General features: G+C 61.0%; 21 protein-coding genes. 9 read left to right on the top strand and 12 right to left on the bottom strand.

Annotated features, from left to right (window positions below):
- Nucleotides 1–84: 84 nt before the first annotated feature.
- The 3 genes from KIT79_08645 to KIT79_08635 all read left to right on the top strand — a co-directional run bounded on the left by KIT79_08645 (nt 85) and on the right by KIT79_08635 (nt 2,428).
- A complete protein-coding gene (locus KIT79_08645; protein MCW5829370.1) occupies nt 85–1,521 on the top strand; it encodes a hypothetical protein in 1,437 nt (478 codons plus the stop codon).
- 142 nt (nt 1,522–1,663) lie between these two features.
- A complete protein-coding gene (locus KIT79_08640) occupies nt 1,664–2,122 on the top strand; it encodes a bacterioferritin (GenBank protein MCW5829369.1) in 459 nt (152 codons plus the stop codon).
- 93 nt (nt 2,123–2,215) lie between these two features.
- Nucleotides 2,216–2,428: a hypothetical protein gene (locus KIT79_08635; protein MCW5829368.1), complete on the top strand. Its 213-nt coding sequence runs from the start codon at nt 2,216–2,218 to the stop codon at nt 2,426–2,428.
- A gap of 1 nt (nt 2,429) precedes the next feature.
- On the opposite strand, the gene KIT79_08630 is transcribed toward KIT79_08635, so the two are convergent.
- The 3 genes from KIT79_08630 to KIT79_08620 form a co-directional block, all read right to left on the bottom strand.
- Nucleotides 2,430–3,146 (bottom strand): response regulator, encoded by a 717-nt coding sequence (locus tag KIT79_08630; GenBank protein ID MCW5829367.1) that lies wholly within the window; start codon nt 3,144–3,146, stop codon nt 2,430–2,432.
- Between the two features lie 93 nt (nt 3,147–3,239).
- On the bottom strand, nt 3,240–3,767 hold the full coding sequence (locus KIT79_08625; GenBank protein MCW5829366.1) for a hypothetical protein: 528 nt from the start codon (nt 3,765–3,767) through the stop codon (nt 3,240–3,242).
- Entirely contained in the window at nt 3,764–4,546 is a 783-nt protein-coding gene (locus KIT79_08620) for an HAD family phosphatase (protein MCW5829365.1), read from the bottom strand. Before KIT79_08620 ends, KIT79_08625 begins: the two co-directional genes overlap by 4 nt.
- Nucleotides 4,547–4,669: 123 nt before the next feature.
- On the opposite strand from KIT79_08620, the gene sucC reads away from it, so the two are divergent.
- From sucC to ndk, 3 genes are read left to right on the top strand one after another with little or no spacing between them, the layout of a single operon-like run.
- Nucleotides 4,670–5,839 (top strand): ADP-forming succinate--CoA ligase subunit beta, encoded by a 1,170-nt coding sequence (gene sucC / locus KIT79_08615; GenBank protein ID MCW5829364.1) that lies wholly within the window; start codon nt 4,670–4,672, stop codon nt 5,837–5,839.
- A 3-nt stretch (nt 5,840–5,842) separates the two neighbouring features.
- On the top strand, nt 5,843–6,982 hold the full coding sequence (gene sucD / locus KIT79_08610; protein ID MCW5829363.1) for a succinate--CoA ligase subunit alpha: 1,140 nt from the start codon (nt 5,843–5,845) through the stop codon (nt 6,980–6,982).
- Between the two features lie 23 nt (nt 6,983–7,005).
- Entirely contained in the window at nt 7,006–7,437 is a 432-nt protein-coding gene (ndk, locus tag KIT79_08605) for a nucleoside-diphosphate kinase (protein ID MCW5829362.1), read from the top strand.
- Between the two features lie 83 nt (nt 7,438–7,520).
- Here the strand turns inward: ndk and murJ are convergent, their stop codons facing one another.
- Together murJ and KIT79_08595 are read right to left on the bottom strand one after the other, a co-directional pair.
- Nucleotides 7,521–9,176 carry a murein biosynthesis integral membrane protein MurJ gene (gene murJ / locus KIT79_08600; GenBank protein MCW5829361.1) on the bottom strand — a complete coding sequence of 552 codons (1,656 nt, stop codon included), beginning with the start codon at nt 9,174–9,176 and terminating at the stop codon, nt 7,521–7,523.
- A gap of 16 nt (nt 9,177–9,192) precedes the next feature.
- Entirely contained in the window at nt 9,193–9,984 is a 792-nt protein-coding gene (locus KIT79_08595) for an alpha/beta fold hydrolase (GenBank protein ID MCW5829360.1), read from the bottom strand.
- A gap of 124 nt (nt 9,985–10,108) precedes the next feature.
- Here KIT79_08595 and KIT79_08590 point away from each other — a divergent pair, with 124 nt between their 5' ends.
- A complete protein-coding gene (locus tag KIT79_08590) occupies nt 10,109–10,897 on the top strand; it encodes an SDR family NAD(P)-dependent oxidoreductase (protein ID MCW5829359.1) in 789 nt (262 codons plus the stop codon).
- Nucleotides 10,898–10,901: 4 nt separating this feature from the next.
- On the opposite strand, the gene KIT79_08585 is transcribed toward KIT79_08590, so the two are convergent.
- The 3 genes from KIT79_08585 to KIT79_08575 form a co-directional block, all read right to left on the bottom strand.
- Nucleotides 10,902–12,266: an AarF/ABC1/UbiB kinase family protein gene (locus KIT79_08585; GenBank protein MCW5829358.1), complete on the bottom strand. Its 1,365-nt coding sequence runs from the start codon at nt 12,264–12,266 to the stop codon at nt 10,902–10,904.
- 131 nt (nt 12,267–12,397) lie between these two features.
- A complete protein-coding gene (locus KIT79_08580; protein MCW5829357.1) occupies nt 12,398–13,006 on the bottom strand; it encodes a class I SAM-dependent methyltransferase in 609 nt (202 codons plus the stop codon).
- Between the two features lie 40 nt (nt 13,007–13,046).
- On the bottom strand, nt 13,047–13,721 hold the full coding sequence (locus tag KIT79_08575; protein MCW5829356.1) for a DUF3943 domain-containing protein: 675 nt from the start codon (nt 13,719–13,721) through the stop codon (nt 13,047–13,049).
- Nucleotides 13,722–13,944: 223 nt separating this feature from the next.
- Here KIT79_08575 and KIT79_08570 point away from each other — a divergent pair, with 223 nt between their 5' ends.
- Both KIT79_08570 and KIT79_08565 read left to right on the top strand, forming a co-directional pair.
- Complete coding sequence (locus KIT79_08570) at nt 13,945–14,694, top strand: HEAT repeat domain-containing protein (protein MCW5829355.1); 750 nt, start codon at nt 13,945–13,947, stop codon at nt 14,692–14,694.
- 6 nt (nt 14,695–14,700) lie between these two features.
- The gene (locus tag KIT79_08565; GenBank protein MCW5829354.1) at nt 14,701–15,156 is read left to right on the top strand and encodes a hypothetical protein; all 456 of its coding nucleotides are present in this window, start codon (nt 14,701–14,703) and stop codon (nt 15,154–15,156) included.
- 6 nt (nt 15,157–15,162) lie between these two features.
- Here KIT79_08565 and KIT79_08560 read toward each other — a convergent pair whose 3' ends face one another.
- The 4 genes from KIT79_08560 to KIT79_08545 all read right to left on the bottom strand — a co-directional run bounded on the left by KIT79_08560 (nt 15,163) and on the right by KIT79_08545 (nt 19,368).
- The gene (locus tag KIT79_08560; protein MCW5829353.1) at nt 15,163–15,537 is read right to left on the bottom strand and encodes a nuclear transport factor 2 family protein; all 375 of its coding nucleotides are present in this window, start codon (nt 15,535–15,537) and stop codon (nt 15,163–15,165) included.
- A 40-nt stretch (nt 15,538–15,577) separates the two neighbouring features.
- Nucleotides 15,578–16,708 carry an acyl-CoA desaturase gene (locus KIT79_08555; GenBank protein ID MCW5829352.1) on the bottom strand — a complete coding sequence of 377 codons (1,131 nt, stop codon included), beginning with the start codon at nt 16,706–16,708 and terminating at the stop codon, nt 15,578–15,580.
- A gap of 215 nt (nt 16,709–16,923) precedes the next feature.
- On the bottom strand, nt 16,924–17,295 hold the full coding sequence (locus KIT79_08550) for a response regulator transcription factor (GenBank protein ID MCW5829351.1): 372 nt from the start codon (nt 17,293–17,295) through the stop codon (nt 16,924–16,926).
- A 177-nt stretch (nt 17,296–17,472) separates the two neighbouring features.
- Entirely contained in the window at nt 17,473–19,368 is a 1,896-nt protein-coding gene (locus KIT79_08545; protein MCW5829350.1) for an ABC-F family ATP-binding cassette domain-containing protein, read from the bottom strand.
- Nucleotides 19,369–19,416 lie beyond the last annotated feature (48 nt).

Raw genomic sequence — 19,416 nt, 5'->3', positions numbered from 1 at the left:
ATTGACAATCGTTTTCAAAAAAGACTAATCCTCGGTGTGGACAGGAAGCACCCGGCAACTCGAGGTGCTTCAGGGGAGTGAAAGATGAAACAGCACCATGTAAGTGCGGGGCTTGTTATTGGAATGATTTTTTCCCTAATCGCAGCCGTATCGCCGCTTCGGGCCGAAGAGGCCGCCGACACGTCGGTGGAACTCCGCAAGGAGATACAGGAGCTTCGGCAGCAGGTTGAGGCACTCGGAAAGAGTGCAAAATCGGGAACCCTGCAAAAGGGTGCCACTGACGGCGACCCGGATTCGCTTTCGGCCGCTGCGCCAGGGGGCCCATTCCGCTCGTTCACCCAGCGGATCATGGGCGGCACGTCAATCGGTTCGTATGGTGAGGTGATTTACCGTGCACCCAGCGATGTGGGTCCGGGTTTCGCAAGTTTCAACAACTTCGACAACGCCAACAACGTGGATGCTTACCGGTTCATCCTGTTCCTGGGGCATGACTTCAATGACTGGATCCGGTTTTTTGCCGAGGTCGAGATTGAGCACGGCGGTGCAGAAGTCGAGATGGAACAGCTCCTCATTGACCTGAGGCCCCACAAGGCGTTCGGTGTCCAGGCGGGCGTCCTGCTCGTTCCGGTCAGCCATATTAACAAGTATCACGAGCCCACGACCTACTGGAGCGCGCAGCGCCCGTTGCTCGACCGGATTGTCCGGCCGACAACGTGGTGGGAGCCCGGTATCGGTATTTACGGCCAACCAACCGACTGGCTGCACTACGAAGTCCAGGTGATCGATGGCCTCCGTGCCGACAGGTTCCGCGCACGTGACGGTATCCGCAACGGCCGCCAGAAAGGCATCCAGGCATTTGCCGATGACCTCGCGTTTGCAGGACGGATCGAACTCTACCCGACCGAGGATATCCTGATCGGCCTGTTTGGCTACCACGGAGGCGCCGATCACAACCTGTTCCAGGACTGCAAGGTGTCAGGACAGTCGGCGGCGGCGGGTGCGAATCCCTGTTCGCTCAACGGACTCAAGGATATCCGCGTCAGCATGTTCACCAGTGACATCATTGCCAAAATCGAAAGGGCCGAGTTCCGGTTCGGCCACGGCCTTGGCTTCATCAGCCGTGCCGGTGCGCTCAACGCTGCCCTGTCGGCGATCCGTAACGATGACGGCGACAGCGCGACCTTCCTGCCGGTCGCACCCGGCAGTGTGACTTCAAGGAATGTCGTGTCGGGGCGGTTCTGGGGCTGGAATATGGAGGCTTCCTATGACCTGCTGGCGGCCGTGGCACCGACGCTGGACCAGAGTGGCCGGGTGTTCCTGCGGTACGAGGACGTGGACATGCAGAGCAAGGTTCCCGCAGGGTACGTCAAGGATCCGAACCGCCTCCGGCGCCAGGTGGTGGCCGGAGTCGCCTGGCTTCCGCATCCGGGGGTGGTGTTCAAGGCTGATTACGAGTGGATGTTCTCGAACACCAGCGACGACCCGCAGCAGTTCAACCTGGCCGTGGGCTGGAACTTCTAGCCCGCAGTCAAACCTGATTGTGATTTTCATTCGTCCGACTAGAGACATCGGAAAATGCGGCTGACAGAAGGCCGGATTTTTGGATAAGAAGTGGTCCTGAATACCGCCCGAGGGCGAAGCAGACCAAAGGGAAATGCACACGATGAAAGACGCTGTACGAAAAAAGGCCGTGAAGTTCCTGAACCGTATCCTGGAGATGGAGCTGGCTGGTGCCGTTCACTACACCCACTACTCGTTCATGGTTTATGGCTACAACCGGATTCCGATCGTGAGCTGGCTCCGGGAACAGGCCGCCGAGTCGCTCAAGCATGCGGAAACCGCCGGCGAACTGGTGACGACGCTGGGGGACCATCCCTCGCTCGGTATCGGACCGCTGCTGGAGACCCAGAAGCACGACATCGGGGACATCCTCCGGGAATCCCTCAACCACGAGCGGGCCACGCTCAAGCTCTATGAGGAACTGCTGGAGGCAGTCGAGGGCGAGGACGTGATGCTGGAAGAATATGCCCGCGAACATATCTACATGGAGACGATGCACTTGGGCGAAGTGGACAAGATGCTCCGCAAGCCGGGGGACATCAGCCGGTTCTCCAAGTCCTGACCCGGTAGGGGCAGCCATTCGCCAGCAGGGCGCGGGGGCATGCTAACTCCCGCGCCCTGACTGGTTTTTACGGGAAAGCGGGACTGAGCAATCATGAGCGACTTCATGCCGGGCGATGTCATCAAGGCGGTGGCGGATTTTTCCGCACCGCTGATACGGGGCGGAGGCGAGGCCCAGATCAGGGCCGGGACGACGGGAACGGTGGTTGGCATGGCCGAAACGGTGGACGGCACCGAGGTGATCGAAGTGGTCTTCGAGGGGTTCACCGGCCCGGTCCGTGCCCCGGTAGCCCGGCTGGGAAACTGACTCAGCCGGCTTCTTCGGGCGGAGGAGGCAGCGACTCCCCCAGCAGCCTGGAAACCGGCATCTGCATTCCGGAGCGGGCTTCCACACTGTCCAGTATCACCGCTTCGATTTCACCTGATTTCACTGCCAGAAGCCGCCGGGCGGCTTCCTCGCCCGACCCCTGCGAGTCGAGTGCATTCACGACCACGCTTCCCGAAACGTGCAGTTCCCCCCGGCGCTCCCCGTTAGTCCAGATCTTGATGATGCCGGATTTCCGGCGCAGGTCGAAGAACCTCAGCATGTCGGCCACGCTGAGCAGATCCATCTGGCCGCGCATCACCGTGTGTTTTTGCCGGCGGGCGGGATCACCTTCCGGTGCGAACCAGGCCTTGACGCGCGCACGGATTTCAGAGGTAGATGCCGGCTTGCGGACGAAATCCACTGCGCCGAGGTCCATCGCCATCCGCAGATAGACATCATCCCCCATCGCTGAAAAGAAAATAACCGGACAGTCAACCGGCGGGGTGGCGTAGCGGATTTCGCGGATGACCTCGAACCCGTTTTTCCCGGGCATGGAGATATCACAGATGACGAGGTCTGGATGGTTTTCGGCGATCGTTTTGGCGGCAGTCAGCGGGTTGCTGACGGACACGACACGAACACCATCCCGCCCCAGCACCGTGGCGAGTAGCTGTAGGACAACGGGATCGTCATCGACATGGACAATGGTCCGCGGCATGCGGCAGCTAATCCTCTCCTGGGAGATTACGGTCAGTGGGCCCTGGGTTTGGTGGCAATCGTAGGCGAAACCGTAGCGAACGGCCACGGCTGTTTACCATAGCCGGATGCCGTTCCGTTCGGCCCAAATCCAGGCAGCAGCGGAGAAGGCCACCGCGACTATTCCGATGGCGATCCCCCGCCGGGGTATCTGTCCCCGCTGCGGGGGTGGTCCCAGCACTCCGTCCGGGTCGCCGCTGAGGATCAGGAGCAGTGACACGAGGTAGCAGGTCAGGCCGAACGAGGCGATCCGGAGCGGCATGCTCTCTCCGGCTGCGATGGTATGGACGAGCACCGGTGATCCTGTGGCCAGCAGAAGTCCCACGGTAAAGCGGGTAAACCGGAGTGCGCCGCGTGAGCCGGCCAGGACGCCGGCAAAGCCAGCCGCAAGGATGGCCAGTGGCAGGCTCCAGGTGGTGACAATCACCGCAGGAGGCGTGGTCATCAATGTGTAGGAATACCAGATCCCGCTAATGCAGATGCCAAACGAGATACCGGCCGCAAACCCGGTCGCATGGGGTACCTCTGGCGGTTTTTTTGAGCTCCCGCTTGCCGCGGCGGCTTCCGTTGAGGCGCTGTTCATGTACTGGCATCACCCCGGGCGATCCGGTCAAGTTCGCCGAAGGTCACTGGCAGGCGATCAACGACCACATCGGCCAGGGGCCGGAGCCTTTCCGCCGGGTAGGTATTGGTGACTGCCATTACCCGGCATCCGGCGGCACGGGCTGACTGGAGGCCTCCCGCTGAGTCCTCGATGGCGAGGGCTCGGGTAATCACGGGAACCGGACCTGTGCCCGTCCGCTCTGTCACCATGGCCCCGAATGCCCGTTCGTACGGCTCGGGATGTGGCTTGTGACGCCCGCATTCGCGTGCACCGATGACGGCGGTAAAGCAGCCACGCAGGCCAAAATGTTCGAGAATCGGATTGATCTCGCTGGCAAGCGCGCCCGATGCCACCGCGACCGGAACGCCCTCGTGGTGGAGATCACGCACCAGATCGGCGACTCCGGGGAACATCCGCACCTGTCCCTCGCCATGCAGCGCTTCTTCCATGAAGATATCTTCCTTGCGCTGAACCAGTTCATGCAGGTGCTTTTCGCTGACCGGCCTGCCCGTGTCCTCGTAAACGGCCCGGAACAGCCCTTCATCATCCAGATGGAGATAACGGGCGTAGTAAAGTTCCCGGGTCAGGTCGATGCCATCGCCGGCCAGCACCCGCTGGAACAGCCGGAGGTGCAGGGGTTCGGAATCGACCATGACGCCATCGAAATCGAACAGCACGGCCTGGATGAAAGGTTCTGCCATGAGACGCGAGGGCAGGTTGGCCCATGCCGGCCGGGGGTGGCAATGGCCCTGTAGCATGAGGCGGCAGTGCTGCTGTCTTCCCCTTAAAGCGTCTTGATTTCCAGATGGCCGGATGGCTATGGAGAAGCGCCTTTTGGGGTTCACCCAAATCCTTAAAGCGATAAGCAGGGAGAACGCGCCTTGAACGTTCACGAATACCAGGGGAAAGAGATTTTCCGCAAATACGGCGTCCCGGTGCCTGAGGGCCGGACCGCGAAGACCGCGGACGAGGCCGCCCGGATCGCCCGGGATCTGGCCAGCCCGGTTGTCGTTGTGAAGGCGCAGATTCACGCCGGCGGCCGCGGCAAGGGCGGTGGCGTGAAGGTGTGCAAGAGCCCCGACGAGGCCCGCGAAGCGGCGGGCCGGATTCTGGGAATGACGCTCGTTACCCACCAGACCGGCCCCGAGGGGAAGAAGGTCCACACCGTGCTGGTGGAAAAGGGCGCGAAAATCGTCCGTGAGCTTTATCTCGCCATCACCCTGGACCGTGAGGCGGGGCGGCTGTCGTTCATCGCCTCGACCGAAGGCGGCATGGAGATCGAGGAAGTCGCGCACCGGACACCGGAGAAGATCATCCGTGTGGCGGTGGACCCGGCTTCGGGGGTCAGCGCCTGCCACGGCCGCGAACTAGGCTACCGGCTCGGCCTTTCAGGGGACACGCTGAAGAAGTTCGTCGACCTCACGCAGAAATTGTACCGCTGCTATCTCGAAAACGACTGTTCGCTGGTCGAGATTAATCCGCTCATCGTCACGGCAGAGGGCGATGTCGTCGCGCTGGACGCGAAGCTGAACATGGATGATAACGCCGTGTTCCGCCACAAGGACTGGGAAGGGCTGCGTGACCTCAACGAGGAAGACCCCCGCGAAACCGAGGCGAAGAAATACGACCTCTCCTATGTGGCCCTCGACGGAACGATCGGCTGCATGGTGAACGGCGCGGGCCTCGCCATGGCGACGATGGATATCATCAAGCTCTACGGCGCCGAGCCCGCGAACTTCCTTGATGTGGGCGGCGGCGCGACGGCCGAGAAGGTGAAGGCCGCGTTCCAGATCATCCTGTCCGACAAGTCGGTAAAGGCCGTGCTGGTCAACATCTTCGGCGGCATCATGAAGTGTGACGTGATCGCGCAGGGCGTGATCTCGGCGGCCAAGGAAATGGGGCTCACGGTCCCGGTGGTGGTCCGGCTGGAAGGTACAAACGTGGAACTGGGCAAGAAACTGCTCAGCGAGTCGGGGCTCAAGCTCGTTTCGGCCGACGGTCTTGCCGATGCGGCCGAGAAGGTCGTCCGGCTCTCGAAGGAGGCGCGCTAGGTCATGGCGGTACTCGTAGACAAGAACACGAAGGTCATTACCCAAGGCATCACCGGTTCGACCGGCCAGTTCCACACGCGGGGCTGCCGCGACTACGGCACCAAGATGGTGGCGGGGGTGACGCCGGGCAAGGGCGGGACCGACTTCGAGGGCATTCCGATATTCGATACCGTGCGGCAGGCACGGGAGGCCACCGGGGCGAATGCGAGCGTCATCTACGTGCCGCCTCCGTTTGCCGCCGACGCCATACTGGAGGCTCTCGACGCCGAACTGGATCTTGTCGTCTGCATCACCGAGGGAATCCCGGTTGCCGACATGCTGAAGGTGAAGCGGGCCATGTGCGGCCGCAAGACCCGGCTTATCGGCCCCAACTGCCCCGGTATCATCACTCCGGGACAGTGCAAGATCGGAATTATGCCGGGCCATATCCACCGGCCGGGCTCAATCGGCATCGTCTCCCGGTCGGGGACGCTCACCTATGAGGCCGTGCACCAGGTGACCCGGATCGGGCTCGGGCAGTCGACCTGTGTTGGTATTGGCGGCGATCCGGTGAAGGGAATGGACTTCATCGAGGTGCTGGATCTGTTCGAGGAAGACGACAAGACCGAGGCGATCATCATGATCGGCGAGATCGGCGGCAGTGCAGAGGAGAATGCCGCTACCTGGATCAAGGCCAACTGCACGAAGCCGGTTGTCGGGTTCATCGGCGGCCAGACGGCCCCGAAGGGCAAGCGCATGGGCCACGCCGGGGCGATCATCGCCGGCGGCAAGGGCGATGCGAAGAGCAAGATCGAGGCGTTCCATGCGGCGGGGATCCATGTCTCCATGTCGCCGGCTGACCTCGGCAAGACACTTGAGGAAGCACGCGCCAAACACTCGAAGAAGATTTCGGTGCGTGTCTCCAGGGCGATCAAGGACGCTGAACCGAAACTCCGCAAGCTGGAGAAGCGGGCCGAAAGCGGGCTCAAGAAGCTCGAAAAGAAGGCCGAATCGCAGGTAAAGAAGGCGGCAAACAAGGCGAAAGCCGAAGGCAAGAAGCTTTTCAACCGGATCAAGGCCAGCGTCGGCGGCAAGAAGGCGCCTGCAAAAAAGAAGGCCGCCCGGAAAGCGCCGAAGAAGAAAGCCGCGAAGAAAAAGAAGTAACAGGAGCAAGCAGGTAAACCGAAATGGCCATTGAACAGACCCTGAGCATCATCAAGCCCGACGCCGTGCAGAAGAACTCGATCGGCGGCATCATCTCGAAGTTCGAGGAGAAGGGCCTCCGCGTCGTGGCGGCCCAGATGAAACACCTCTCGAAGGAGGAAGCCGAGGGGTTCTACGCTGTCCACAAGGCGCGCCCGTTCTTCCCGGACCTCATCAGGTTCATGACCGAGGGGCCGGTGCTCCTCATGGTGCTGGAAGGCGAGAACGCCATCGCCCGGAACCGGGAGATCATGGGCGCCACCAACCCCGAGAAGGCCGACGCGGGCACGCTCCGCAAGCTCTTTGGCACGAACATCGAGCGGAACGCCGTCCACGGCTCCGACGCCCCCGACACGGCGAAGTTCGAGATCGGCTGGTTCTTCCCCCAGCGGCAGGTGTACGCGGGACGCAAGTAAGCGGTCTGGCTACGGACTTGAACGGAAGCGGCCTCCCGGACAGGGAGGCCGCTTTTCATTGATGACCACGATGGGGCTGCAATTCATGGTCCGGTTCTGCCCATCACTTTTCGCCGCACTTTCCCCAGCAGTTCGAACAGTTCGTCCGCTTCAGGGGCTTTGACGAGTCTCAGGAGCAGAGCATAGATGGCGACAGCGGCACCGATGGGCAGAAAGGTGACGAGGAGCCGGGCCGGTATCCGGCCAGCGACGGAAGCGAGCATGGTCCCGAGATTTGCTTCCAGCATTTGCCAGAGGCCCCAGGCGGCCCCGCCGGTGAGGGCGGCGGCCAGCAGCAGCCGGAGGAAAGAAACCGCAAGGCTCCCCATGCCGAAGCCGGGCAGGAGCCGCCCTGCGGCGGTGAGCTGCACCGCGGCCCCGGCAAGCGATCCCAGCGCCGTGCCGAGAGCAAGGCCCGGAGCGCCGAGAGTCCGGTAGGTCGCCCAGTTGAAGGCGATGTTGACGATGACGGCCGTGATGGACGCCGCCACCGGAAACCGGGGCCGGTCCAGCGCGTAGAATACCGGTGCCAGGACTTTCGTGACTGAGGCGAACGTCAGGCCCGTTACGTAGGCCGACAGTACCAGTGCAGTGTCAGTCGTATCCGCCGGTGTGAAGCGGCCGTACTCAAACAGAAGCCTTACGGTGGGCATCGAGAGGGCGATGAGCCCCGTCACCGACGGGAGCGTGAGCAGAAAGACGTTCCGGAGCGCACGGGAAGTATTCGTCTTGAGGGCGTCGAGATCACCTCGGGCGGCGGCCTCGGCCGAGGCAGTCGTGGCCACGGTGCCGAGCGCGACGCCGAACAGGCCGATGGGAAGGTAGTAGACCCTGAAAGCGTAGTTGAGGTGGGAGAGCGGCCCGTCGCCCAGCAGGGACGCGAAGACAGAATTGACGAATATGTTGATCTGGACGATGGCGAGCCCAAGGACGGCCGGGCCCATGAGCTGGGCGATCCGCCGGAGACCGGGGTCTTCCCATGCGCCCCGGAGTACCAGCCGGAGGCGGTAGCCGGTTTTTCCGAGCGCCGGGATCTGCACGGCGATCTGCGCCAGGCCGGCGAGAATCACCGCCACCGACCATGCCCAGGCGGCGGCCACCGGTTCGCTTGTAACCAGATAGATCGCCGCGCCCGCCACGATCGAGACGACATTGAACAGTGCCGGGGCAGCCGCCGGAACGAAGAACCGGCGGTTCGAGTTCAGGACGCCCATCACGAGGGCCGTTGCCGAGATGAGCGGCAGGAAAGGCATCATCACGCGGGTGAGCGATGTGGCCAGTTCGTGTTTTTCCGCCGAGGCGGCGAATCCCGGCGCGATCAGGTCAACGACGGTCCCGGCGAAGATGATGGCAAGGACGGTCAGGATTCCGGTCAGGGTAAGTGCTGCACCCAGAGTGAGCGAAAAAAGCCGCTGGGCGCTCTCGCGGCCTTCTTTTGTCTGCCGTTCGGTGAACGAGGGGACGAAGGCCGCCGACAGTGCTCCCTCGGCGAACATGTCGCGCAGAAGATTCGGGATGCGGAATGCGATGACATAGGCATCGGCCACCCAGGAGGCCCCAAACAATACGGCGAATATCGTCTCCCGCAAGACCCCCAGAACCCGAGAGGCAAGGACGGCGAGCGTGATGGGGCCCGCCTCGGCGAGCTGGCCGGGGGCGCGGCTGGGGGAACCTTCCGTGGAGTCGTCCAGTGGCGGCACTGGGACAATTAAGGCATTAGTCGCGCAAAAACTCCAGCAGGTGCTGGTTGGCCTCGGGGGCGGCCTCGATGAAGAACCCGTGTCCGGCGTTGGGGATCTTGACCAGACGGGCGCCGGGGATGAGCTCCGCCAGCAGGTCAGAATGCTCCGGCGGAATGAGGATGTCCGCCGCGCCTGTGATGACCATTGTCGGGTGGAAAACATCCTTCAGCCGGTGGCGGGTGTCGTGCTGCATCACGGCGGCGATCTGGTTCATCAGAGAGCGGGCCGGGGCCATCCATTTGAGCGAGATGTCCATGACCCGGCTGATCTCCTCGCCACCCTGCTCGATGAACTCGGGAACGAACATGATCTTGAGGGAATCCCTGGCGGCCTGTTCCCGGCCGATGCCGGGACGGGGCGTAAGGAGCGAGCTGGCCGCCGGGTCCGGCGGCTTGAAACCGATGGCGGGCGTCGTGCAGGCCAGCACCAGTTTTCGCACCCGTTCGGGATGTTCCAGAGCGAAATGCTGTGAGATCATCCCGCCCATCGACGCGCCGACAATATGCGCGCTGTCGATGCCGAGGTGATCCATGAGGGCAGCTGTGTCCAGGGCCATGTCGCCAAGTGTCCAGGCCGCCTTGGGCCGCTCGGTTTCCCCGACTCCCCGGTTATCGAAAACAGTGACCTGGAAATCACGGGAGAGCGCTTCCACCTGCTTGTACCACCAGTGCCGGGTGGCCCCCAGCCCCATGATCATGAGAACAGGGTCTCCCCGGCCGTGGGTTTCGTAATAGATCTTGAGGCGTCCGGTGTCGGCGATTGGCATGGCGCATCTAATTACAAGACGGCGGGGCCTGGCGGCAAGAAGCGGCAATTCGCATGAAGACGGCGCGTTTTGACCCCATAGGTGGCAGCCGGTGAGACTGCCGGGAAGTCCAGGGAGACCGCCCATGCTCGACACTTTCCCCGCTGATTTTCATGCGTTTGTTACCGGAACATCCGGAGCGATTGGCGGCGAACTGGTAAGGTCGCTCCGCCGCCGGTACCCGCAGGCGAAACTGACACTGGTAGACAGGGATGGCGCAGCATCAGAAAAACTGGCCGGAGAACTCGGCGGCCAGTCGCTCATTATCCCTCACGACCTGACCAACATATCGGGATTGCCGGAGGTGATGGAGCAGGCGGTATCGGTGAATGGCCCGGTAGCGTTGCTCGTCAATTGCGCGGGTATCATGGACGTCCGCTCGCTCGAAGGGACGCCCTGGGATGCGGGCGAGCGGGTTCTTGTTGTTGATTATCTCGCTCCCATGCGGCTCATGAGCCTGTGCGCTGCACCGATGGCGGCGTCCCGCCGGGGTGCCATTGTGAATATCAGCAGCATGGCGGGCCGGGTACGTCTCAAGGGCTGCGCTTATTATGGATCTGCCAAGGCGGGACTGGCGATGGCTTCCGAGGTGGCCCGCGAGGAACTCAAGCCGAAGAATGTGCATGTGCTCACGGTCTATCCGGGACCGGTCTACTCGGCTCTGGAGCGGGGCGCCCGGCAGCAGTACGGCGGAGGGCGGCTGGCAAAGGCTATGCCGACAGGGGATCCCGCCGAACTGGCGAAACTCATTCTCGATGGTGTCGAAAAGCGAAAGACCCGTGTTGTCTACCCGCCGGTTTATGGAGTGGGTTATGCGCTGGGCGATCTGGCCGCAAATTTCACGCTGAGCGTGGGGCCGAAACCGGAGGAATAAGCCTCTACGCGCTGGCAGCAGAACCTGCTGCACGCTGTTTGGCCGCCTGCTCGGCCTGGACCTTCATCTGCGCAAGGCGCCGTTTCATCATCTCCTGGAAGAGTTCGTTCAGGAACGGGTACAGCTCCTCGTTCAGGTTGATCTGCGGATAGAGCTTGCGGCCGACGCCCTCGGCAACGAGCAGCCCCACATTCACGACCGTATAGGCGGCATTCACCCGTACCCGGTGCTTTCGCAGGATGTTCACCATCTTGGCGACAGCAATGGAAATCTCGATCTCGTTCAGGGGCTTGCCGAAAAACTCGTTGACGTGGGTCGAAACGTCCTTCACGTATTCGTCGTAGTCCCTGATCCGGTGTGAAGGGGCAAAGTTCATCAGGCACTCGGCAACCTTGGGTCCATTGTTGTCGGCCATCGCCATGAACGATTCGATGAAGTTTTCCCGGTCCCTGTCGGAAAGCTCCCCCACCATGCCGACATCGAGATAGGTGACGTGGTTGCCGTTGTTGAACAGGAAGTTCCCCGGGTGCAGGTCCGCATGGACGAAACCGTCCTTGTAGATCATCTGGAAAATCGCCCGCAGGCCGTGGCGCGCCAGCCATTGTGGATCGCAGTCAGTCTGGCCCACATCGTCAATGTGGTAGCCCGTCACGAACTCCATCACCAGGATGTTCTCGGCGCAATAGTCTTCATAGAGCCTGGGAAAACCGACAAACTGGTTCCCCTCGAAGTTCTTGCGGAACCGGCGGTTGTTGTTGGCCTCGTTTCGCAGGTCGAGCTGACCCTTGATGGCATTTCCGAACTCCTCGACGGTCTCGACCGGCGAGGTGACTTCCACTGACGGAATAAACGAGATGGACTTGGCGAAGATCCGCATGACGGCAAGGTCGTACTCCACCTTCTGCTGGACACCGGGCCGCCGGATTTTCACGGCGACCCGTTCGCCGGTCTTGAGGCGGGCTTCATGGACCTGGGCCACCGAGGCCGAGGCGATGGGTGTCTCATTGAACTCGGCGAAAATCTCCCGTGGCTGCTTGCCGAAGGCGAACTCAAATTCGTGGGGAATGAGCCGTGGATCGAACGGCGGGACGTTATCCTGGAGGTGTTTCAGCTCGTCAATGAAAAAGGGTGGGAATATGTCGGGCCGCGTGGACATGATCTGGCCCATCTTGATGAAGGTCGCCCCCAGGTCTTCCAGCATCCGGCGGAAGCACCAGGCAAAGCGCGTCAGTGCGTTCTGGTTGAACTCGTCCTTCTTGCCACCCGGCAGGAAACGCTTGAGGGTCCACCATGCAAAAACGAACGCATACTTGACGACCAGGAGATAGATGGTGACGAGCCGGATGGCCGAGTAGAAGAATTTTTTCACGGGCCTTCTCAAGGCCTCCTCATGCCTGGGGGTAATCTCGGCAAGTGCGGATGACGCCCCTGTCAGCCGGGCGACGGTAGCCGGGCGAGAGGCCGGGTGCCAAGAGTTTCACGGTGAGATGAAAGAAACCGCTATTGCTTGATCGCCTCGCCCACGAGCAGGTGCCGCACAATGGCGGGGCTGTCAATGTCAATTTCCTTCGTGCCGGACGTATTGAACCCGGCAGAGGCAAGCAGGGCAGGAAGATCACGGTCGAGCGTGCAGCCGAGGAAGATGCGCTGCCACAGCGGATTCCAGCGTTGCTGCCACCTGAGGGTGCCGGCGTTGTTCGAGCGGATATGCTCAAGGATGATCCACTGGCCGCCGGGTTTCAGGACACGCCAGACCTCGCGGGCTGCCTTTTCAGGGTCTGTCACCGAGCAGAATACAAGGGTGCCTGTAACGGTATCGAATGTGCTGTCCGGGAAAGGCAGTTTTTCGGCGGTGCCCTCGACGAGTTCGACCGGCATGGAGGCCGAAGATGCCCTCGGCCTTGCCCGCTCGATCATGCCGGGTGAGGGTTCTATTGCCGTCAGCCGTGTGACCGTTTCCGGGTAGTGCGGGAAGTTCAGTCCCGTGCCGGCGCCGATTTCTAGCGTATTCCCTGCGGCCTTTTCCAGCGCACGGGCGCGAAGATGGGCGAAGGGCTGGGTGGCAAGGTCATTGAGGCGCGGGAATATCCGTTCAGCATAGAAAGACATGCCGGAAAGATGGCCACTGGTGGTGTCCGGCGCAAGGGTCTTACCAGGTAACGGAAATCCGGGTGGGCGACCAGTATGTGGAAACCTGTCCCGGCAGGTGGTGGTCGGGATCGGCATAGGCAAAGTAGCGCCGCCAGGGTGTGAACTCCTCGATGAGCGTCCCCAGGAGGATACCGCTCGCGGTAAATATCAGCGGATCGTCCATGGCGGCCGGCGTGCTCCAGGCCTTGACGCCGACCTCGCGAATCGCAAGCGCGCTGAACAGGAATACCGCCGATTCCCACCGGGTGTAGCCACGTTCCCGGAGCGTGAGGTAGGTCGCCGTTGCGGCGACCGGATGCGCGATGGCATCCGTATACCACTGGTCACCGTCGTAGAACCGGAAACTCCCCATATTCCGCTTCCAGCTGGCAGTATCGGGATGGAGGAGGCCTGGCGCCGTTTGCGAATAGCCCGCCCCTGCCAGAACCGAGAGCATCAGAAACTGTGTCAGGTCTTCGTCGATGCGGGAGTGGCGTGGGCATACGGTGCAGTAACGGCCGATCTGCACGGGACTCGCCGCGCCAAGGGGCACCGGCGGAGGCGGGGACTGGATAGCCAGGAGTGCCGGGGAAGAGCGGTGCGGGAATGTTTGCGCAGTTAAGTTGCCGGGATATCCGGTAAAAACCGTCAGCGTAGCTGCGAAAGCGAAGGCGATCCGGGTGCGGAGAGCCATGCCAGCGGTCCTTTCTCACCTTAAGGTCCGCTCCGCCTTCACAGATCATCCATTCACATTATGGGGGCGGATAGCAGGTCCAAACAGCCGCAGTGCGCCAATTTCCGGAATTTCATATGGGATTCAGAATGGACCTGGCCATGCTGGCACCTTGCCCGTTGAACGCCTAAGCTGGCCGGGCAGAGCTGTAATTCGAGGGGTTCTTTCCGGGGGAAGGGCAGTCATGAAGAGGCATATTCGCTTGGTGCTGGTTTCCGCTGTGCTCGCGCTTTCAGCTTGCGAGGAAGAGGACAAGCTGCCTTCTTTCGATCCGGTTGAGCTGTCGATCATGGCAAAGGTATCAGACCTGCGGAACACCGAGTCTGAAATCCGCAATCAGGCGATGGACGCCCTCGTCCAGCATGGTGCCCGGGCCGTGCCGAGGATAATTCCGCTGCTCTCCGAGCAGAATGCCGCTCTTCGGAACCGCGCCGCACAGGTGCTGGGCCGCATGGGAGCAGAAGCAAAAGAGGCGGTGCCGGCGCTTGTCGGGCGGCTGAAAGCCCGCGATGAAGCCATGGTGGTAAGCGCGCTTGGCGCGATCGGACAGATTGGTGAGGCAGCCGGCGAAGCGGTGCCTGAGCTGACCGCCATGATTCGCGATCCCCGGGTTCACAAGGAAACCAAGCGCCACGTGGGCCGGGCGATCGTCAATATCGGAGGTCCGTCGGTCCCAGCGCTCATCGAGGCGCTTGAAGACGACGATCCGGGTTACCGGTATGGTGCTGCCCGTGCGCTTTCACGCATGGGGATGGATGCTGAGCCGGCACGCCCGGCGCTGGAGAAGGCAAAAAACGATCCGGACCAGAAGGTTCGGTTCTGGGCGCGAAAGACACTGTCCTGGCTGGATGGTGAAAAGGAAAAAACCGCGCGGGCGGCATCGCAGCCGAAGGGCAGTGCTTCTGTTCCACCGCAGGAGCGGCTTGCGCGATAACCGGAAATGGCCGCCTGTCCTCCGGGTTACTGTTATGTCTATGCCTTTCCGGTCTTCTTTGTCATCTTGTGGATCGGGATATTCCATGTGGTCGCCCGTGTGGGTGGCTGGAGGCCACTGGCCGAACGGTACCGTGCGCGGCTGGAGCCAATGCGGGCCGAGACATTCCGGATGCAGAGCGGGCGGCTTGGCAGGTGGTGCGGCTACAACAACTGTCTCACGGTGAAGCTGGCATCTGCCGGCCTTTATATCGCCATGCCCTGGATATTCGGCTTCGGCCATGAACCGCTGCTTATTCCCTGGGATCGCCTGAAAGTCGTTTCACGAGGCAGGACTTTCGGTGTCGCATTCACGCAGTTCGAACTGACTGACCCACCGGGCTTTCTGCTGCTGCTGGCTGACAGGGTGATCGATAAGGCCCGCGAACTTGGTTATGTGAAAGACGATACAGGGAAAAGATGAACCAGGTCAGGGCGTTCCCGCCGGACTGCCATAACAGGCAATCATCCGGATGATTCGCCCATGGGCATCCAGTTCGGAGCAGTCGGCTACCATGGCTCCGTTTTCACGGCGATAGACAACGGTTACCGCATTAATTCCGATCAGTACGTCGATCAGTTCGAAGCGGATATCGGGTTTTCGCAGGCCCATGGCAAAGTAGTCTCGCAGGTTCGCCTTGCCGTGAAGCCATCCGTCGGGTGAACCCGTACGAACGGTTACCATGGGGGAGCATATCCTCACGTTGTCGGCATAGTGTTCGAGGATTCCGTCGAGATCCCGGCGGTTCCATGCGTCGATCCACTGACGTGCTGACTCGCGTAATTTCCCGATACTGGGTTCCATGCGAGGAACTATAGGGGCCGGAACAGGAAGGGGCCAGATGTCAGGGTACTGTTGGTGCAGCGGGGATTGGCTGAACTCCTCGCCGGCCGGCTCCGTAATGTCTCAGCCACCGGTAGTGGGATCGGGCTCCGGCCAAGATGGTCTCAAACTCAGTATAGGGGATGCCAAACTCTGCGGCAGTCTGCTTAACGATGGGGGCGATGTCAGGATAGTGGACATGGCAGATCCGCGGGAACAGATGGTGCTCAATCTGGAAATTGAGCCCACCACAGAACCAGTTGGACAGATGCGGATAACGGGTTCCGAAATTGGCGGAGGTCCGCACCTGGTGCGCAGCCCATGATTCGTGGATATGACCATCGGGTCCGGCCGGGCGTAAGGCAGTACCCTCGACCATGTGCCCCATGGCGAACACGTTGGCGAGTGCAGCGCCGGCGGCCAAATGCATGACGACAAATCCGGTGATGATCTTCCAGACCGGGAGATCGAGAACGAGTGCCGGAATTACCAGCATCATGAAGTAGTAAACGAGCTTTCCGCCGAAAAGGATAAAGTATTCACGTCGCGGCGGTCGTGAAGGCTTCTGGTAGATCAGGAGTTTTTCCTCAAAGAAGTGGCGGTAGTCCTTCTTCGTCACCCACATGAGAGTCGAGAGGGCGTAGAGGATATAGGCATAGAGGTGCTGGTACCGGTGGAATGGTTTCCATGGCGCCTCGGATGAAAACCGGAGGGCTGGCACAGTGCTCAGGTCACCATCGGCGCCAGGTATGTTGGTGTAGGTGTGGTGAACGATGTTGTGGGAAATGTTCCAGTTGTAGACGTTCGCCCCGATCATCGTGAACGAATGTGACATGATCCGGGTGAGCAGACGTCCAGACGAATAGCCGCCATGTATGGCGTCGTGCCCGACATTAAACCCGATTCCGGCAGTGAACAGCCCCATGCCGACGCAAAGTCCAAGCAGAACCGGCTCGCTGAACTGGCCTGACAGGATGGCCAGATAGCAACCAAGCAGTCCGCCGATATAGAAACAAGTCTTTGCCAGCATGAGTCCGTTCCAATGGCGGGACTTCCCGCTGGCCCTGAAGTAGGCATTGATACGGGCCTTGACGGCTATGGTGAACGGGTCGTTTTCAGGTGCAACGAAAGAGATTTTGGAATGTGGAGGCATGGTCCCGCAGGTCGCTTTCAGTGTTGGCAGCAGCCAGCCACACACCCGCTCCGGCCATTACTGGCCAGCAGCGCCCATGGGTAACCGGATTAATGGGGAGAACTATGGCGGGGGTACGCGGATTTGCCTAGGGGAGTATCCTACAAGGCACAAATGTTTCACACACTTGGCAGGATGGAGAGAGTGGAGGTGCCGGAAGCCTGACGTGGCTGGATTCAGGCGCCGACCAGAGACCTGACGGCATTGATGAGCGTATCGACTGTGGCCGGCTTCTTGAGGAAAAGATCGGCCCCGGCCGCCATGGCCTTTTCGCGCACATCGGCACCGGTATAGACGAGAACCTTGACGTCACGGCCCCAGTCCGAGCCTTTTACCAGTCTCACCCCATCGGTCCCATCCTGGCCGGGCAGATGATGGTCACAGATGAAAACCTGCGGCTTTTCCCGGCGAACGGCCAGCATGGCATCCCCAAGTCTGTTGTAGGTTTGGACCTGTGCGTTTGGAATCAGCCGGATCGCCTTCTTGATATAGGCGATGGTGATCGGGTCGTCTTCGCAGGCAACGATGGTTAGGGGCTTACCGTCCATGATGGTGCGGCCGATTTGACCATTGAGTGTGATTTGCGTCAATGGAAAAATCGTATTTGAATGGAGCACTTGAGTGAAAATATAAAATATATAGTAATTTCAAGTAGTTATATATGCGTAAAACATTGGGCCGATAGCTGACCACACATCAGTCATAATGACATTAATATCATCATTTTAACAATTTTCGGATTTTCGAGACTCTAGGGTCTCCCAGCGGGTAATCAGGTCTTCCAGGTTTTTCCGGCCGGTATCCAGTTGATCCATCAGCGGCCGGATTTCTTCGCCCCGGCCACTGTAGAGGGCCGGATCCTCTAGCCGTTTCTCCAGTTCCGCAACGCGTATTTCCGCTTCCGCTATTCTCTCCATGATGCCGTCCAGCTCAATGCGTTCAGCGTAGGTGAGTTTTTTCCCTGCACCAGCCAGAGAGGCCCTCACTGGGGTGGGGGCTGCCGGCGATGAAGGCGGCATCGGATTAGCCGACGCCGCCAGACCCAGAACCCGCCGCCGGTAATCAGACCAGTTGCCCGGGTACAGCACCGCCTCGCCGCCATCTTCGAATGCCAGAATCGATGTAGCCACCCGGTCCAGAAACCACCGGTCGTGGCTTACCACCAGCAGCGCCCCGTCAAAGTCGATCAGTGTGCTTTCGAGAGCAGCGAGTGTTGACGTATCGAGGTCATTGGTGGGCTCGTCCATGACAATCAGGTTGGGCCGTCCGGCAAGCAGTTTCGCCAGTGCCACCCGCGCCCTCTCGCCGCCGGAAAGCAGCCCCACCTTAAGTCTCTGCTGACCGCCATCGAAGCGGAACCGGCCAAGATATATCTTGGCATCGGTCTCGCTTCCCCGGTTGCCGATGACGTTCTCCAGAACGGTTTCGTCCGGTTTCAGGGACGACCGGTTCTGGTCGAGATAGGCGATGATGGTATTGCTGCCCGTGACAATTTCGCCGCGTGCAGGAGTGGTATCGCCAAGCACAGCCCGGAGCAGGGTCGTCTTGCCGGCGCCGTTGGGCCCGACGATACCGATCCGGTCCCCGGCACACAGGCCAAGGTCGAGCGTCCGCACCAGTGTGCGGCCGCCAATATCGATTCCCACGGCACGGAGTTCCAGGATCGTCTTGCCTGAGCGTGAGGCCGTGACGGAAAAGTCGGCCGTCTGGGCCTCCCGCACGGGAACATTGCGGACGACTTCCTGAACGCGCTGGATACGGGCCTTCTGCTTGGTTTGGCGGGCCTTGGGCTGGCGGCGGAGCCACTCCAGCTCCCGGCGGAGAAAGTTCTGTCGCGTGGACTCGGCACGTTCTTCATGGGCAAGCCTCTCGGCACGGGCCTCAAGATAGAATTCGTAGCCGCCGTCGTAATCGAAAAGACGCCCGTTCTCGATCTCCAGCGTCCGCTGGGTTACCCGGTCCAGAACATAGCGGTCGTGCGTGATGAGCAGGAGTGCTCCCGGGTAATCCTCGATCAGGTATTTCTCCAGCCATTCGATTGTCTCCATATCGAGGTGGTTGGTGGGTTCGTCCAGAATGGCGAGCGTGGGGCGGGCGACCAGTATTCTTGCCAGTGCCACCCGGCGGCGTTCTCCTCCTGACAGGGTGCCACACAGGGCGTTGGGATCGGGAACTCCGAGGTGGCTCAGGGTTTCTTCGGCCCGGTGCATCAGGTCCCAGCCGCCCAGACGTTCGAGATCTGCAGCCGCATCAGCCTGTACCTGTACAAGCTTTTCCGTGTCGCCGGACCCAACCTCAATCTCCCGGCTGGCCGCTTCATGACGGCGGCGGGCGTGATCCCATTCCGCGAGCCCGGCCAGCACCGCTTCCCTCGCCGACAGGGTGGGATCGAGTGCCGGATCCTGCTCAAGATAAAGGGTTGTCGTCTCCCGACGCCGGCGTATTTCGCCGTGGTCTGGAGTTTCGAGCCCTGCCAGAATACGGGCCAGCGTCGACTTGCCTGCCCCGTTCAGCCCCACCAGCCCTACGCGTTCGCCGGCGTGGATACTTACCGACACGTCGCCAAGAACCTGGCGGGTTCCGTAAGTCTTATAGAGGGAAGTAGCGGCTACGACCGGCATGGCGGGATAGCGGATAGCGGCACCGGTGAGAGAAGATCAAGAAGCACA

The sequence above is a fragment of the Deltaproteobacteria bacterium genome, assembly GCA_026129095.1.
Classification (GTDB): domain Bacteria; phylum JAGRBM01; class JAGRBM01; order JAGRBM01; family JAHCIT01; genus JAHCIT01.
This window is presented reverse-complemented; position numbering and strand designations above follow the sequence as displayed.

Coding starts and splice junctions, on each gene's coding strand:
- KIT79_08645 (MCW5829370.1), top strand. CDS start 85: ATGAAACAGCACCATGTAAGTGCGGGGCTTGTTATTGGAATGATTTTT.
- KIT79_08640 (MCW5829369.1), top strand. CDS start 1,664: ATGAAAGACGCTGTACGAAAAAAGGCCGTGAAGTTCCTGAACCGTATC.
- KIT79_08635 (MCW5829368.1), top strand. CDS start 2,216: ATGAGCGACTTCATGCCGGGCGATGTCATCAAGGCGGTGGCGGATTTT.
- KIT79_08630 (MCW5829367.1), bottom strand. CDS start 3,146: ATGCCGCGGACCATTGTCCATGTCGATGACGATCCCGTTGTCCTACAG.
- KIT79_08625 (MCW5829366.1), bottom strand. CDS start 3,767: ATGAACAGCGCCTCAACGGAAGCCGCCGCGGCAAGCGGGAGCTCAAAA.
- KIT79_08620 (MCW5829365.1), bottom strand. CDS start 4,546: ATGCTACAGGGCCATTGCCACCCCCGGCCGGCATGGGCCAACCTGCCC.
- sucD (MCW5829363.1), top strand. CDS start 5,843: ATGGCGGTACTCGTAGACAAGAACACGAAGGTCATTACCCAAGGCATC.
- ndk (MCW5829362.1), top strand. CDS start 7,006: ATGGCCATTGAACAGACCCTGAGCATCATCAAGCCCGACGCCGTGCAG.
- KIT79_08595 (MCW5829360.1), bottom strand. CDS start 9,984: ATGCCAATCGCCGACACCGGACGCCTCAAGATCTATTACGAAACCCAC.
- KIT79_08590 (MCW5829359.1), top strand. CDS start 10,109: ATGCTCGACACTTTCCCCGCTGATTTTCATGCGTTTGTTACCGGAACA.
- KIT79_08580 (MCW5829357.1), bottom strand. CDS start 13,006: ATGTCTTTCTATGCTGAACGGATATTCCCGCGCCTCAATGACCTTGCC.
- KIT79_08575 (MCW5829356.1), bottom strand. CDS start 13,721: ATGGCTCTCCGCACCCGGATCGCCTTCGCTTTCGCAGCTACGCTGACG.
- KIT79_08570 (MCW5829355.1), top strand. CDS start 13,945: ATGAAGAGGCATATTCGCTTGGTGCTGGTTTCCGCTGTGCTCGCGCTT.
- KIT79_08565 (MCW5829354.1), top strand. CDS start 14,701: ATGGCCGCCTGTCCTCCGGGTTACTGTTATGTCTATGCCTTTCCGGTC.
- KIT79_08560 (MCW5829353.1), bottom strand. CDS start 15,537: ATGGAACCCAGTATCGGGAAATTACGCGAGTCAGCACGTCAGTGGATC.
- KIT79_08555 (MCW5829352.1), bottom strand. CDS start 16,708: ATGCCTCCACATTCCAAAATCTCTTTCGTTGCACCTGAAAACGACCCG.
- KIT79_08550 (MCW5829351.1), bottom strand. CDS start 17,295: ATGGACGGTAAGCCCCTAACCATCGTTGCCTGCGAAGACGACCCGATC.
- KIT79_08545 (MCW5829350.1), bottom strand. CDS start 19,368: ATGCCGGTCGTAGCCGCTACTTCCCTCTATAAGACTTACGGAACCCGC.